Annotated in this window: 16 protein-coding genes; 14 read left to right on the top strand and 2 right to left on the bottom strand. The window is 41.1% G+C overall.

Features of this window, described 5'->3' with window-relative positions:
- Positions 1-40 precede the first annotated feature (40 nt).
- The 10 genes from yqeH to MKX73_RS00035 all read left to right on the top strand — a co-directional run bounded on the left by yqeH (position 41) and on the right by MKX73_RS00035 (position 8280).
- Entirely contained in the window at positions 41-1144 is a 1104-nt protein-coding gene (gene yqeH / locus MKX73_RS00080; protein WP_340715771.1) for a ribosome biogenesis GTPase YqeH, read from the top strand.
- A 58-nt stretch (positions 1145-1202) separates the two neighbouring features.
- Positions 1203-2045 carry a shikimate dehydrogenase gene (gene aroE / locus MKX73_RS00075; RefSeq protein ID WP_340715770.1) on the top strand — a complete coding sequence of 281 codons (843 nt, stop codon included), beginning with the start codon at positions 1203-1205 and terminating at the stop codon, positions 2043-2045.
- Complete coding sequence (gene yhbY, locus MKX73_RS00070; protein ID WP_008407625.1) at positions 2032-2337, top strand: ribosome assembly RNA-binding protein YhbY; 306 nt, start codon at positions 2032-2034, stop codon at positions 2335-2337. Before aroE ends, yhbY begins: the two co-directional genes overlap by 14 nt.
- Positions 2338-2348: 11 nt before the next feature.
- The gene (locus tag MKX73_RS00065; RefSeq protein WP_340715769.1) at positions 2349-2942 is read left to right on the top strand and encodes a nicotinate-nucleotide adenylyltransferase; all 594 of its coding nucleotides are present in this window, start codon (positions 2349-2351) and stop codon (positions 2940-2942) included.
- Positions 2911-3471 (top strand): bis(5'-nucleosyl)-tetraphosphatase (symmetrical) YqeK, encoded by a 561-nt coding sequence (gene yqeK, locus MKX73_RS00060; RefSeq protein WP_340715768.1) that lies wholly within the window; start codon positions 2911-2913, stop codon positions 3469-3471. The genes MKX73_RS00065 and yqeK overlap by 32 nt, the downstream gene beginning before the upstream one ends.
- Positions 3472-3477: 6 nt before the next feature.
- A complete protein-coding gene (gene rsfS / locus MKX73_RS00055) occupies positions 3478-3831 on the top strand; it encodes a ribosome silencing factor (RefSeq protein WP_008407622.1) in 354 nt (117 codons plus the stop codon).
- Complete coding sequence (locus tag MKX73_RS00050; protein ID WP_340715767.1) at positions 3824-4561, top strand: class I SAM-dependent DNA methyltransferase; 738 nt, start codon at positions 3824-3826, stop codon at positions 4559-4561. Before rsfS ends, MKX73_RS00050 begins: the two co-directional genes overlap by 8 nt.
- Positions 4562-4684: 123 nt before the next feature.
- On the top strand, positions 4685-5332 hold the full coding sequence (locus MKX73_RS00045; protein WP_340715766.1) for a helix-hairpin-helix domain-containing protein: 648 nt from the start codon (positions 4685-4687) through the stop codon (positions 5330-5332).
- 85 nt (positions 5333-5417) lie between these two features.
- Positions 5418-5993, top strand: coding sequence for a ComE operon protein 2 (locus MKX73_RS00040; protein WP_340715765.1), 576 nt, complete (start codon positions 5418-5420; stop codon positions 5991-5993).
- The gene (locus MKX73_RS00035; RefSeq protein WP_340715764.1) at positions 5962-8280 is read left to right on the top strand and encodes a DNA internalization-related competence protein ComEC/Rec2; all 2319 of its coding nucleotides are present in this window, start codon (positions 5962-5964) and stop codon (positions 8278-8280) included. The genes MKX73_RS00040 and MKX73_RS00035 overlap by 32 nt, the downstream gene beginning before the upstream one ends.
- Before the next feature lie 52 nt (positions 8281-8332).
- Here the strand turns inward: MKX73_RS00035 and MKX73_RS00030 are convergent, their stop codons facing one another.
- Entirely contained in the window at positions 8333-8506 is a 174-nt protein-coding gene (locus MKX73_RS00030) for a YqzM family protein (protein ID WP_079527924.1), read from the bottom strand.
- A gap of 235 nt (positions 8507-8741) precedes the next feature.
- On the opposite strand from MKX73_RS00030, the gene holA reads away from it, so the two are divergent.
- A complete protein-coding gene (holA, locus tag MKX73_RS00025) occupies positions 8742-9752 on the top strand; it encodes a DNA polymerase III subunit delta (RefSeq protein WP_340715763.1) in 1011 nt (336 codons plus the stop codon).
- 71 nt (positions 9753-9823) lie between these two features.
- Here the strand turns inward: holA and rpsT are convergent, their stop codons facing one another.
- Positions 9824-10072, bottom strand: a complete 249-nt coding sequence (gene rpsT, locus MKX73_RS00020) for a 30S ribosomal protein S20 (protein ID WP_251686766.1) — start codon at positions 10070-10072, stop codon at positions 9824-9826.
- A gap of 164 nt (positions 10073-10236) precedes the next feature.
- Between rpsT and gpr the strand changes: the two genes are divergently transcribed.
- The 3 genes from gpr to lepA all read left to right on the top strand — a co-directional run bounded on the left by gpr (position 10237) and on the right by lepA (position 14341).
- Entirely contained in the window at positions 10237-11271 is a 1035-nt protein-coding gene (gpr, locus tag MKX73_RS00015; protein WP_340715762.1) for a GPR endopeptidase, read from the top strand.
- Positions 11272-11355: 84 nt separating this feature from the next.
- Complete coding sequence (gene spoIIP, locus MKX73_RS00010) at positions 11356-12177, top strand: stage II sporulation protein P (protein WP_340715761.1); 822 nt, start codon at positions 11356-11358, stop codon at positions 12175-12177.
- Between the two features lie 334 nt (positions 12178-12511).
- Entirely contained in the window at positions 12512-14341 is a 1830-nt protein-coding gene (lepA, locus tag MKX73_RS00005) for a translation elongation factor 4 (protein ID WP_340715760.1), read from the top strand.
- Position 14342 lies beyond the last annotated feature (1 nt).

Here is a 14342-nt window from a genome sequence, read left to right as displayed (position 1 = left end):
TTTGCATGAAGGTGCAATAGTAGTTAGGAGGAAATAGTGAATGAATGAAATGCCACAATGTATTGGCTGTGGAACAGTGATTCAAACTGAAGATAAAAATGGATTAGGGTATGCACCTGCATCCTCGCTGGAAAAGGAAATGATTATTTGTCAACGTTGTTTCCGTTTAAAAAACTATAATGAAATCCAACCTGTTAGCTTAACGGATGATGATTTTTTACGGATTTTAAACGGTCTTGGACAACAGCAAGGTCTGATCGTGAAAATCGTGGATATTTTCGATTTCAATGGCAGCTGGTTACCAGGTTTACACCGATTCGTTGGAAATAATCCGGTTCTTTTAGTAGCAAATAAAGCAGACCTTTTACCAAAATCGGTAAAAGAAAAGAAAGTGATCAACTGGTTAAAGCGTGAAGCGAAAGCACTTGGACTAAAGCCGGTGGATGTAAAGCTTGTTTCGGCACATAAAGGAATGGGCATGCAGGAAGTCGTTGAAGCGATTGAAGAATACCGTAACGGCAAAGATGTATATGTTGTAGGTTGTACAAATGTCGGCAAATCGACGTTTATTAACCGTATTATTAAGCAAGCTACAGGTGAGGGAGAAATTATTACAACTTCTCATTTCCCGGGAACTACGCTTGATATGATCGGCATTCCGCTTGATGACGGATCATCTTTATATGATACACCTGGTATTATCAATCACCACCAAATGGCACACCATATCGATTCAAGTGAATTAAAATATATTATGCCGAAAAAAGAAATTAAACCAAAAGTGTATCAGCAAAATCCCGGACAAACACTATTTATCGGTGCTCTTGCCCGTTTTGATTTTATTCAGGGCGAACGTTCGGCATTTACTGTACATGTTGCAAATGATTTGCCGATCCACCGTACGAAGCTGGAGCGTGCGGACCAATTGTATGAAGAGCATAAAGGTGAATTACTGGCACCTCCAACGTCTAAACATATTAATCAATTACCGCCATTAGTTCGTCACGAGTTTTCGATCAAAGAGCCGAAAACGGATGTAGTTATTTCAGGACTTGGCTGGGTTACCGTACAGCATGCCAATGTTGTCGTAGCAGCCTACGCACCAAAAGGCGTAGAAGTATTCATTCGCCCATCACTGATTTAAGGGAACGCAGTCGATATTTTGCAATGAATGAACAGTAGTAGGAAAGAGGGAATTGTCGATGAAAAAGTGGTTTGCGGTTATTGGGGATCCGATTGCACATTCAAAATCTCCAGAAATGCATAATGCATGGTATGAAGAAGCGAATGTGGATGCAACGTATATCCCGGTACACGTGAAGCCCGAACATCTGCAACAAGCTGTTGAATCATTCAAACTGTTGGGGACAAGCGGCTGGAATGTAACAATTCCGCACAAACAAGCGATCATTCCTTTTCTGGATGAACTTGACGAGCTTGCCGAAAAGATGGGTGCGGTCAATACGGTCGTGCGTACTGCAGAAGGTAAATTAAAGGGCTATAATACGGACGGTCCGGGATTTGTGAAATCACTTGAGCATGTAATCGGTACTACGAAACGTAATGCACCGGTTTTACTGATCGGAGCAGGCGGTGCAGCACGCGGGATTGCATATGCCCTTCAAATGACAGGTTATACGAATATAACAATTGCCAACCGGACAGTTGAAAAAGCACAGCAAATTATTGATGAATTACATGCCGGTCAGGCTGTTTCAATGCAAGAAGCAGAACAAAGCCTGGGGAATTACGAAATTTTTATTCAAACAACACCAGCAGGAATGACTACGGGCGACTTTGCATTACCATTTTCGCTTGAAAAGTTCCCGGCAGGCGCAATTGCTGCAGATATTGTGTATAATCCATTAATGACGCCTTTTTTGCAAGCGGCTGAGCAAAAAGGTGCGACAATTGTCAATGGGTTAGGCATGTTTGTGCATCAAGGTGCGATTGCTTACGAACACTGGCTAGGTCATTATCCAAATACAAATGCAATGATTGCCCGTTTAACGGCGCAATTAGGAGGAAATTATGTTAACAGGTAAACAAAAACGTTTTTTACGTGCTGAGGCACATCACTTAGATCCGATTTTCCAAGTGGGGAAAGGTGGCGTAAATGATGCAATGATTGCACAATTACGCGATGTATTGGAAGCACGCGAACTTATTAAAGTACGCATTTTAGACAACTGTGAAGAAGACAAAAATGTCGTGGCGGAAGAACTGGCTGCCGGTACACGTGCCGAGCTTGTTCAACTGATCGGGTTGACAGTTGTTTTATATAAAGAATCACGCAACAACAAAAAAATCGTATTGCCAAAAGTAGCTACGAAATAAGGTGAAATATAATGAAGAAAGTCGGTCTTTTTGGCGGAACTTTTAATCCACCGCATATTGGACATTTAATGATGGCCAATGAAGTATACGCAGCGCTTGGTTTGACGGAAGTACGCTTTATGCCGAATGCAAAACCGCCCCATAAGGATTTGGCCCGCTCAGCAACAAATGCGCAGCGTCTGCGGATGGTTGAGCTGGCGATTGAGGGCATTCCGTATTTTCATGTGGAAACATATGAACTTGAGCGCGGAGGGGTATCCTATACATTCGATACAATGAAAGCATTGTGCGAACGTGAACCACAAACTCAGTTTTATTTTATTATCGGCGGGGACATGATCGATTCTTTGCATACATGGCACCGTATCGATGAGTTAATGGAACTTGTCACATTTGTTGGAGTGAAGCGTCCGGGCAGTGAAGCAAAGTCTTCCTACGACGTGTGCATGGTGGAAGCTCCGCAAATTGACCTTTCTTCAACATATATTCGAAACCGATTACAGCAAACAGAGGCACCTTTACAGTTTATACTGCCTGCTGCAGTTGAACAGTATATTCGAAAGGAAGGTTTGTATGGATCGTCAAACGATGCTGGCAGCGATTAAAGATCGAATGCCTGAAAAACGGTATATTCATACGATTGGTGTAATGGAAACAGCAATCCGTTTAGCACATCAGTACGGTGAAAATCCAGAAAAAGCAGAGACTGCGGCTATTTTCCATGATATCGCTAAATATGCGGATGTTGACTGGATGAAGCAAGTCGTAATGGAACAGCGGCTGGATGAACGTCTGCTTGACTGGAATGCAGAAATCCTGCATGGTCCGGTCGGTGCCTGGATTGTCGAGACGGAATTTCAAATTAATGATGAAGCCATTTTAAATGCAATTCGTTACCATACTACCGGACGTGCGAATATGACGAATTTTGAGAAAATTATTTATGTAGCAGATATGATTGAACCGAATCGTAAGTTCCAGGGTGTTGAGGAACTAAGAACATTGGCAGACATCAGTTTACAGGATGCATTCCGGGCATGTGTGACCCATACGCTCAGTTTTTTAGTTTCGTCACAGCAGGCAATTTACCCTGTTTCAATTGAATGCTACAACAGCTTAATAAGAGAGGAATAAACATACATGAATGAAACGTTATTAAATATTACGTACAAAGCAATCGATGACAAGCGAGGAGAAGATATCGTTGCATTAAATATGCAGGGGATTTCACTGTTAGCTGATTATTTCATCATTGCAGAAGGTAGCTCAGAGCGCCAAGTACAGGCAATTGCACGTGAAATTAAAGAAAAAGCAGAAGAAGCGGGCTACACAGTACGTAAGCTTGAGGGCTTTGATACTGCACGCTGGATTTTAGTCGATATGGGTGATGTCGTTGCACATATTTTCCATAAAGATGAGCGTGCCTATTACAACCTTGAACGTCTATGGGGAGATGCACCACAATTAGACGCGCCACAAATGGACAATGAATAGTTATGAGCGTTTTGCGGAAGTTTATGATGAATTGATGACAGATATCCCGTATACGGAATATGTAGAATGGATTCAGACATATGCACCTGCACAGAACTATAAAAATCTGCTCGATATTGGCTGTGGTACAGGAACGCTTGCATTAATGCTGCATAAAGCGGGTTACGCTGTATCAGGGATTGATTTATCGGAAGAAATGCTTGCCATTGCAAGTGCGCGTATGGAAGATGAAAAAGTATCAATGCCTCTATATGCTATGTCAATGGACGAACTCGACGGTTTCAGCGAGCTGGATGTGGCGATTATTCCAATTGACTCGATCAATTATGTTAAAGGTCGGCAAAATGTCGTGGAAACATTGAAACGGATATTTGACAGTCTTCGTGAAGGCGGACAGCTATTTTTTGATGTACACTCGTTATTTAAAATGGACGATATTTTTCTGGATGGTCCATTTACTTATGATGACGGCGAAATTTCATATGTTTGGCATACTGAGCCGGGTGAAGAACCTCATTCGGTGTATCATCAAATGACATTTTTTGTACTAACAGAAAACGGGCTGTATGAACGTTTTGATGAAGAACATTATCAGCGCACATTTGAATATGGTCAATATGTGAAATGGCTGAAGGAAATCGGTTTTTCTCATGTTGAAGTGACGGCAGACTGGAAGACAATCCAACCGACTGATGAAAGTGAGCGAATTTTTATTCGGGCGGTTAAATAAAATTGCTGAAAAAGTAAGTTTCGGCAGTTTAGATGGAAATACCTTTTCATAAAGAAGCGGAATTTGTATAGTGGATGTAAGCTCCATATATAAAACCTTCTTTATGAAAGGGTGTTTTTTATTTTGCAGCCATTTCTGGAGAAGTATAAAAAGCAGCTCGCGATTCTGGGCGGAGTCGTTGCTGCGGTATTAATCTACTTATTATTCCTCGATGATTCGCCACACAGTGCTTCGATTGAAACAATTGACCAAATGACAATTCCTGCTCTTGATGAACCTTCCATAAATCCTGAAACAGAGATCGAAACTGAACATAGGCCAGTAATGGTTGATGTGAAAGGTGCGGTAAAATATCCGGGGGTGTATACATTATCCGAAGAACAACGAATTGTCGATGCCGTTGAAGCAGCAGGCGGATACACAGACGATGCCAATCCGGTGCTCGTTAACCATGCTCAAAGGCTTCAGGATGAAATGGTCATCTATATACCTAAAACGGGCGATGAGCCTGCAGAAGTAATGGAACAGATAATACAGGCAGGTCAGGCAACCGGCTCCGGCAGTGAAAGTACGTCCGGGAAAATTAATATAAATAAAGCGATGGAAGCAGAGTTAACCCAGCTTCCAGGAATTGGCCCATCCAAAGCGGGTGCGATTATTCAGCATCGGAATGAACATGGGGCTTTTCAAGTCATTGATGATTTAAAAAAAGTAACGGGAATCGGGGATAAGACATTTGAGCAGTTAAAGGACTTAATCGACGTAAAATAAATTGAAATTTCTGACCGAACTTACATTGCGAATGTCAGGAACTACGTATAAACTGGTATGTGACAAAACATTTGGGGGTTATCATATGGAGCGAATTACTTGGGATCAATTTTTTATGGCGCAAAGTCATTTACTCGCATTAAGAAGCACGTGCAGCCGTCTAGCGGTAGGAGCGACAATTGTACGGGAAAAGCGCATTATTGCAGGCGGATATAATGGATCGATTTCAGGTGACGAACACTGTATCGAAGAAGGGTGCTACGTTGTGGACAACCATTGTGTCCGGACAGTACATGCCGAAACGAATGCATTACTGCAATGTGCAAAATATGGTACGCCATCAAATGGAGCAGATCTGTATGTCACACATTTCCCATGCCTCCCATGTACGAAGACAATCATTCAGGCCGGCATCAAAAATGTGTATTATGCAAAAGATTATAAAAATAATATGTACGCAATGGAACTGTTCAAAAAAGCGGATGTACATGTTGAACATATCCCGTTTGATGAAGCAAAAATAGACTTTCTGCAAGATGAAAAGTTCGCATTGACTGCTGAGATGCTCGAAAAGCTTCGTGAGTTAGGTGCAAGCCGCGATCAGTTGCTCCCATTAGAGGAGAAGATGCATGCTTTATTTGGTAAACTTGTTCAAGCATAACTGGATATTTTACGCCTTGTCGGTTTGTATCAGTGCACTTGCTGCATTGGAATCGGGAAGGCTTCTTTTCTTGCTGGCGTTATTGATGTTAATTAGTCTATATAAGCGACTGGCAAACATTCATCTGTTGTTTATTTTAATAGTTGGCATTGGAAGTTACGGCTATTTTTCCTATGAAGTCAATAAGCTTTCAATCCCGGTTGAACTACCCGCATTATTGACATGGACTGACGAGTACAATATAAATGGTGTGACACTAAGGGGGTTCATGCTTGATGAATCCGGCAACAAAGTATATGTCACCTATGAATTGCAAACAGAAAAAGAAAAACAACGTTTCGAGGCACAGCAGCTTGCTGGTACAAGTTTTATTGTAACCGGGGAGCAAGTATCCCCATCATTCCCCCCACACCGCTATGGCTTTTCTATGGCCCGCTATTTGCAAAGTAAACATGCAAGAGGGATCATTGAAGTCCAACAGCTCCAATATTTTCGGCAAAATAAAAACTTCATGCAGTCTATCTATGAACAGCGCTTCCGCTTAAAAAAACATATTGAAGAAACTTTCCCGCCGTCTCTTGCAGCAGAGGCACAAGCTCTATTGATCGGTTTCCAGGAAAATGTCGATGAACAATTAAACCGCGCTTATCAAAAGCTTGGGATTACCCATTTATTCGCGATTTCGGGTTTGCATGTCGCACTTGTCTCATACCTCTTTTTTCAGATATTGCTTCGCTTGAGAATACGTAGGGAAGTCGCTACGGTATTATTGCTTATTTTATTGCCGTTATATGCAATTTTAGCAGGAGGGGCCCCCTCTATTTGGCGCGCGGTCAGTGTCGTGGAATTCATTTTGCTTGCGCAGTATGTGCGCTGGAAAATACCGATGGATGATGCATTGTCGCTCAGCTTTGTCGGGTTTGTATTTTTAGAGCCTGGTGCGGTTTTTCAAGTCGGCTTTCAGCTGTCTTATTTGGCCGCTTACAGCTTAGTATATTCGAGCCGCATTTTGGCACGCTACTCAAATTTTTGGGTACAATCTTTTTATATTACATTTGTTTGCCAAATTCTCGTATATCCTTTGTTACTGTTCCACTTTTACGAAATCAGCCTTTCCTCTTTTATCGCGAATATTTTCTTCGTCCCTCTTTTTTCCTTTATTATTTTACCAGTCAATCTGTTGTTACTTGTACTGACTTTTTTGCCATTCCCGTTTGACTCCATTTTCTTTCTTATTTATGAGCCGCTGCGTACAGCGCTGACAAATTTCATTCTCTTCGTTCAGCAGCCGATTGTCCAAATGTGGAACCCTGGGAAACCTACGAAGATGTGGCTTGTCATTTTATACGGTTCGGTTTTTTTCGCTTTTTATTTGCTTGACCGGAAAGCCCCGTTAAAGAAAGTCATCTTTGCTTTAATGGCGCCTGCCATTATATTTCATATACAGCCAGTTTTTCACAATGATCTGAAAATTGCCTTTGTCAATGTCGGTCAAGGGGACTGTATTGTCATTGAATTGCCGCGCAGAGAATCAGTCATTGTCATTGATGCAGGAGGCTTGTTGCGGTTTGAACAGGAAAAATGGAAAGAGCGGAAAAGTCCCTATGAAGTTGGCCGTCAAGTTGTCGTTCCCTATTTGAAAGGGCGAGGAATCCAAACGATTGATACATTTATGCTGTCGCATGCGGATGCCGATCATGTAGAGGGGGCTGAAGAGATATTGCGGGAAGTGATTGTAAAAGAGGTTCATGTGACACCAGGTTCGATCACCGAGGCGGTTATGGACGATTTTCTGCATGAGCTGGAGAACACAAATACGAAACTGATCGAGAAAATGGCTGGTCATAAGTGGCAAATCGGGGAAACAGCATTTGAATATTTATGGCCATTGGAAATTGAATATGAAGGAAATAATGATTCACTCGTTCTATTCGTAAAGCATGGGGCATTTCGGGCATTGTTTACAGGGGATTTGGAGCAGGAAGGCGAGCGGGAGCTGATTCGTCTTTATAACGAGAAATTACGTAATATCGATCTATTGAAGGCGGGGCATCACGGCAGTAAAACATCAAGCACCGAGGAATTCATAACTATAATAAACCCTAAATTTGCCGTATTTATGGCAGGTGAAAATAACCGCTATAATCATCCGCATATTGATGTTGTCAAACTGTTTGAGGAGAAAAATATCCCGTATGCGACAACAGGATTAGATGGTACGGTAGAAATTTCTGTCTCAGAAAGTCAAATGTACATCGAAAAATCGAATTTACTTTATATGAAATAAAAAAGGGGATGGTTTCTTATTTTTAACAAGAAACCATCCCGCTTTTAAGGAATTACAGACGTGTAGCTGCTTCTACGATTGTTGCGATAATAAACAATACGATGAAGAATCCGCCACCGATGGCGAAACCGTAACCGGCATCCGGGAAGTCATTGCTTTTCATCGCGCGGCCACGACCTTCGAATGGGTTTTCAGCTACATAGTTTGGATCTTGATGTCCTGCCATAAGTATCCCTCCTAATCTTCAATAATTATAGAATATTCTAACTGAAAATGCTATATGAAATGCTAATTATTCCTTTTATTGGTTTATTGGATCGGAAGGAGTTTCAAAAAATCCTAAGATAGAAGATCGACAATATGAATTGTTCTTCAAGGCATATGAAGATGCGAAACTGGACATCCTCAATAACGTAAAAAATGGTATACTTAGAACTACGAAAGTAAAGGAGGTTCCCAATATGATTACAAAAGTTTGGCAAGATTTTAAAAAGGGGAATTTCGCACCGGTTTACTTGCTTGTAGGAGAAGAATCCTATTTTGTAGATGAAACAATTAAGCAATTGAAGGCGGCTCTTCAAAAAAATGAAGAAGCGGAAGTCATGACCTTTGACTTAAGTGAACAGCCGATCGATTATGTTATTGATGAAGCAGATACGATTCCGTTCTTCTCGGAACGTAAATTAATAATAGCTAAAAATGCATCATTTTTAAGAGCGACTGAAAAAGGCAAGGAAAAGATTGACCATGATTTAAAGCGTCTTGAAAGCTGGCTGCAGCATCCTACTGATACAGCCATCACCATATTTATCGCGCCGTACGAAAAGTTGGATGAGCGTAAAAAAGTCACGAAACTTATGAAAGAAAAATGTACAGTAATCGCAGCAGAAACACCCCAAAACAACGATTTAAATGTATGGGTAAAAAACGAAGCAGAGCACCATGGAAAAGCGATTACCGATGAAGCAGTCGGTAAACTGCTTGAAATGGTCGGTCCGAATATGCTCCAGCTTCAGATGGAAATAGAAAAGATGGCCTTGTATCTAGGTGAGGATCATGAAATTACACGTGAACTTGTTGAGGATTTAGTGGCGAAAACGCTTGAGCATGATGCGTTTAAAATGCTGAATGCCTATTTGGACCACAATCAGGAAGAGGCTCTCAAAATCTATCATGATCTTTTACGTCAAAAAGAAGAACCGATCAAACTCGTAGGTCTATTGGCAAATAATATCCGGACGATGAACAATATTTTTTATTTGCAAAAAAAGGGCTATCATCAGCAACAGATTGCGAAACAGCTTAAAATTCATCCTTACAGGGTTCAGGTCATTTCAGGTCAAAGAAACCGCCCATCCGACCAGCGTTTGCTCCAGGCGCTTTATAGTCTGGCGGAAGTGGATCTCCAGCTGAAAACTACAGGCGGCAACCGTGAGCGCCATCTTGAACTTTTTTTAATGAAGAAACTATAGAAATCTATATTTTTGGAAACAATGAAAAAAGCCAACTGTGCAGATGCACAGTTGGCTTTATTAAGTTACAATTAAGCTTTTTTCGCTAAACGAGACTTTTTACGAGAAGCCGCGTTTTTGTGAATAAGACCTTTAGAAGCAGCTTTATCTAATGCTTTAGAAGCAGCAACTACTAGTTCTTGTGCGTTTTCAGCACCTGTTGCGATCGCTTGCTCAGCTTTTTTAACTGTAGTACGCATAGCAGATTTTGCTTGTACGTTAGCAGCGTTAGCTTTTTCGTTAACTTTTACACGTTTGATAGCAGATTTAATGTTTGGCATTTCTTTCACCTCCTAGATTTAGGTACGAGATGAGTATTTTCTCACTTATTTCATGTGTCAATACAACAAAAATCATTCTACCAAAGGATTGAAGGAATTGCAATACATAAATGCAAAGAATATTTACTTGACAGTTTGTGCAAACTGAATTGTGGAGGTGCAATATGAAAAAAATTGACTGGAATCGAACAGATTTAATTGATGAAACAGAAGAAGTCGTCCAACATCAGACAAAACAGCAAAAGGAAACATTGGAACGTGAACGTGGCATACACATGGAAGAATCTCAACAAAATCGTGTCAAAATCACAAAAGTTGAAGTGAATGCTACAGGGGAAGAAAAAATAAGCAAAAAGCAGGGGACATATATAACGTTGTCGATCCCAACTCTAACATCCGAAGACCGCCATGGTTTTGAACAAATGCAGGAATCTTTAATCCATTACCTGCATGATCTGCACAAAGATATAAAAATTACGGAGGATTCGAAAATTTTAGTGATCGGCTTAGGGAACAAGACGATTACACCTGATGCGATCGGCCCGTACACGATTGATGCCATGCATAAAAAACAGTCGGAACTGGATTCGCCCAAGTTTATATTGTATGCCCCAGGTGTTACCGGTCAAACTGGATTTGAAACAAGTGATTATATCCATGCATTGGCAGAAAGTATTAAACCGGCACTCGTCATTATTATCGATGCACTTGCGACAAGCGGGAGTGCGCGTTTATGCCGTACAATCCAGCTTACTGATACAGGTATCCATCCAGGGGGAGGTGTCGGCAACCATCGCAAGGAAGTGTCCAAGGAAGTGCTCGGCGTTCCGGTTACGGCAATCGGCGTTCCGACCGTTGTGGAAGCACCGATTTTAATCGCGGATGCAATCGATGTTGCATTCAGATCCATTGCGGCTAAAATACAGGAAAGAGGAAAACCTTCCGGCAAGCTTTCCGTAACAAGCTGGACTCCTGTAAATGAGGAAGTCGACTTAACGACCGTTGAACCGATTTTCGGTCAGTGGGCAACATGGCCGACGGAAGACCGCAGACAATTATTTGAAGAAGTATTCAGTACACATCCCGAGCGTTTGATGGTTACACCGAAAGAAGTCGATTTCTGGTTAAGTCAATATGCATTTTTACTAGGTGAAAGCTTGTTTAAATGGCTTGATGAAAAACAAAAAGCCGGAAATTAACCGGCAATTTATTTTCTGAACAATAAAAACTAGTTATACGTTCTAAGATTTACTCTTTTCCCATATTGTATTGGAGAAAGGGTGATGTGTTTGCGGAAACTAAAACGCTTCTCATTATTGTTCTTATTTTTATTTTCACTGCCTATCATTATTGGGCAATTCCCTTTTCCAAATAATGAAATGACTACACAAAAAAGTAAAAGTGAACGCCCGCACGTTGTTTATGCAGCGGCAGAGCCAGTTGTCACAGTACCGGAAGAACCAAAAGCCGATCCATTCGATGTACTGCTGATGTTCACACATTCACACGAGTCCTATAAGCCGATCGTCAAGAAAACAAAAGGGATGCAGGCAGTTTATGACGAAGAAATGAATATTTTTTCACTTCAGGAAATGATGCAGCACTATCTTGAGTTAAATGGTTTAACACCGCATATTGTTGACTTTGATGTGATGACTGAAATGAAACAGGTTGATGCAACATTTCACCAGGCATACAAAGTGGCGCGACCTGTATTGGCCGAATATTTGGAAGGAAGCGAATATGATCTTGTAATCGATTTCCATCGGGATTCAGCCCCTAAAAAAGTTACGACACTTACAGCGAATAATGAACAATATGCAAAGGTTGCTTTAGTAGTCGGCGCGGAACATCCTGCATATGAAGCGAATTTAGCTTATGCCACAATGCTAAGTGAGCAAATGAACCGTATTGTGCCAGGCGTTTCACGCGGTATTATTAAAAAGTCGGGTACTGGTGTTGACGGTGTTTACAATCAGGATCTTGCGACTAATGTATTGTTAATTGAACTTGGCGGTATCGACAACACGGAAGAAGAGCTTCAGCGAACAATGGCGATTATAGCGCAGGCAATCCGGGTTGCTTTTGTTGAATCAGCAGTGTAAGTATTATTTGATATTCAAATAGCAGGCGGGTAGTGTAAGAGATATTGAGCTATTTCAGCATAGCTGCCCGCTCGAATATGATAAACCGTATTTTGCAGATGTTTGATGCGAAATACGGTTTTCCTATTGCAGGTGAAGGTTCGCTGTTGTCGTTTCACTACAATTCATAGTATAATTTAAAATAAGTTATGCCTCTATTGTTCCATTACTTCAAATTATGGAGAATAGAGGCTGTATTTTAGTAGAAAAGTAAATGGATGAATAATCTACATATGTAGTGACACCAAACCCTAATGGGCTCAGGTGTTTTTTCTAATTAGGAGAGGAATTATACATGAACCGAGAACAACGTTTAAAACGACAAGAAAATATCCGAAATTTCTCGATTATTGCACATATCGACCACGGGAAATCAACACTTGCAGACCGTCTTTTGGAATCAACACAAACTGTTACACAGCGTGAAATGAAGTCTCAGCTGCTGGATTCGATGGATCTGGAGCGTGAGCGCGGAATTACAATTAAATTAAATGCTGTCCAATTGAAATATAATGCTAAAAATGGCGAGATCTATACTTTCCATCTGATCGACACACCGGGACACGTCGATTTCACATATGAAGTATCACGTTCATTAGCGGCATGTGAAGGTGCCATTTTAGTAGTTGATGCTGCACAGGGAATTGAAGCGCAAACACTGGCTAACGTATATTTGGCACTGGACAATGACCTGGAAATTTTACCGGTTATCAATAAGATCGATTTGCCTGCTGCAGACCCTGAGCGTGTTCGCGCTGAAGTGGAAGACGTAATTGGGCTGGACGCTTCTGAAGCAGTACTTGCCTCTGCAAAAGCAGGAATTGGGATCGAGGATATCCTGGAACAGATCGTTGAAAAAGTACCTGCTCCACAAGGCGATCCGGATGCTCCATTACAAGCACTAATTTTCGACTCTGTTTATGACGCGTATAAAGGTGTTATCATCTCAATCCGTATTGTAAATGGTACTGTAAAAGCCGGAGATAAAATTAAAATGATGGCAACGGGTGCAGAATTTGAAGTAATCGAAGTAGGGGTTCATACACCGAAATCGATACCTCAAGCAGAATTGACTGTAGGAGATGTTGGTTACCTAACAGCATCAATCAAAAATGTTCAGGACACACGTGTAGGTGATACTGTAACATATGCTGGCAGCCGTGCTGCTACAGAGCCGCTACCAGGTTACCGTAAACTAAATCCGATGGTGTATTGCGGTCTATATCCGATTGACACAGCAAAATACAACGATTTACGTGAAGCACTTGAAAAACTGGAATTAAACGACTCTGCATTACAATATGAGGCAGAAACTTCTCAGGCATTAGGTTTCGGTTTCCGATGCGGTTTCTTAGGGCTATTGCACATGGAAATTATCCAGGAACGTATTGAGCGCGAATTCAATATTGATCTAATCACGACTGCACCTTCTGTAATTTATGAAGTGACAAAAACGGATGGTTCGGTTTTAAAAGTCGATAACCCGTCAATGATGCCGGATCCGCAAAAAATCGACCGCATTGAAGAGCCGTACGTAAAAGCAACAATTATGGTACCAAACGATTATGTAGGTGCTGTTATGGAGCTTTGTCAGAAAAAACGCGGTAACTTCTCGGGGATGGATTATATCGATGACACACGTGTTAAAATCGTTTATGAAATGCCTTTAGCGGAAATTGTTTACGACTTCTTTGATTTCCTGAAATCGAATACGAAAGGCTATGCGTCGTTCGATTACGAATTAATCGGGTACCAGCCTTCTAAGTTAAGCAAAATGGATATTTTATTGAACGGTGAACAAGTCGATGCGTTAAGTTTCATCGTACACAAAGACTTTGCATATGAACGCGGAAAAGTAATTGTAGAAAAATTAAAAGAGCTTATTCCACGTCAACAATTCGAAGTGCCGGTGCAAGCAGCGATCGGTCAAAAAATTATTGCCCGCTCGACAATTAAATCAATGGGTAAAAACGTACTTGCAAAATGTTACGGCGGTGACATTTCACGTAAACGTAAATTACTTGAAAAACAAAAAGCTGGTAAAAAACGTATGAAACAAGTAGGTTCAGTAGAGGTTCCACAAGAAGCATTTATGGCTGTACTGAAAATGGATGATAGTAAATAGT

The sequence above is a fragment of the Solibacillus sp. FSL W7-1436 genome (genome assembly GCF_038007305.1).
GTDB lineage: Bacteria > Bacillota > Bacilli > Bacillales_A > Planococcaceae > Solibacillus.
The sequence above is the reverse complement of the archived record's forward strand: the minus strand, read 5'-3'. Positions and strand labels throughout refer to the sequence as shown.

Coding starts and splice junctions, on each gene's coding strand:
- yqeH (WP_340715771.1), top strand. CDS start 41: ATGAATGAAATGCCACAATGTATTGGCTGTGGAACAGTGATTCAAACT.
- aroE (WP_340715770.1), top strand. CDS start 1,203: ATGAAAAAGTGGTTTGCGGTTATTGGGGATCCGATTGCACATTCAAAA.
- yhbY (WP_008407625.1), top strand. CDS start 2,032: ATGTTAACAGGTAAACAAAAACGTTTTTTACGTGCTGAGGCACATCAC.
- MKX73_RS00065 (WP_340715769.1), top strand. CDS start 2,349: ATGAAGAAAGTCGGTCTTTTTGGCGGAACTTTTAATCCACCGCATATT.
- yqeK (WP_340715768.1), top strand. CDS start 2,911: ATGGATCGTCAAACGATGCTGGCAGCGATTAAAGATCGAATGCCTGAA.
- rsfS (WP_008407622.1), top strand. CDS start 3,478: ATGAATGAAACGTTATTAAATATTACGTACAAAGCAATCGATGACAAG.
- MKX73_RS00050 (WP_340715767.1), top strand. CDS start 3,824: ATGAATAGTTATGAGCGTTTTGCGGAAGTTTATGATGAATTGATGACA.
- MKX73_RS00040 (WP_340715765.1), top strand. CDS start 5,418: ATGGAGCGAATTACTTGGGATCAATTTTTTATGGCGCAAAGTCATTTA.
- MKX73_RS00035 (WP_340715764.1), top strand. CDS start 5,962: ATGCTTTATTTGGTAAACTTGTTCAAGCATAACTGGATATTTTACGCC.
- MKX73_RS00030 (WP_079527924.1), bottom strand. CDS start 8,506: ATGGCAGGACATCAAGATCCAAACTATGTAGCTGAAAACCCATTCGAA.
- holA (WP_340715763.1), top strand. CDS start 8,742: ATGATTACAAAAGTTTGGCAAGATTTTAAAAAGGGGAATTTCGCACCG.
- rpsT (WP_251686766.1), bottom strand. CDS start 10,072: ATGCCAAACATTAAATCTGCTATCAAACGTGTAAAAGTTAACGAAAAA.
- gpr (WP_340715762.1), top strand. CDS start 10,237: ATGAAAAAAATTGACTGGAATCGAACAGATTTAATTGATGAAACAGAA.
- spoIIP (WP_340715761.1), top strand. CDS start 11,356: ATGTGTTTGCGGAAACTAAAACGCTTCTCATTATTGTTCTTATTTTTA.
- lepA (WP_340715760.1), top strand. CDS start 12,512: ATGAACCGAGAACAACGTTTAAAACGACAAGAAAATATCCGAAATTTC.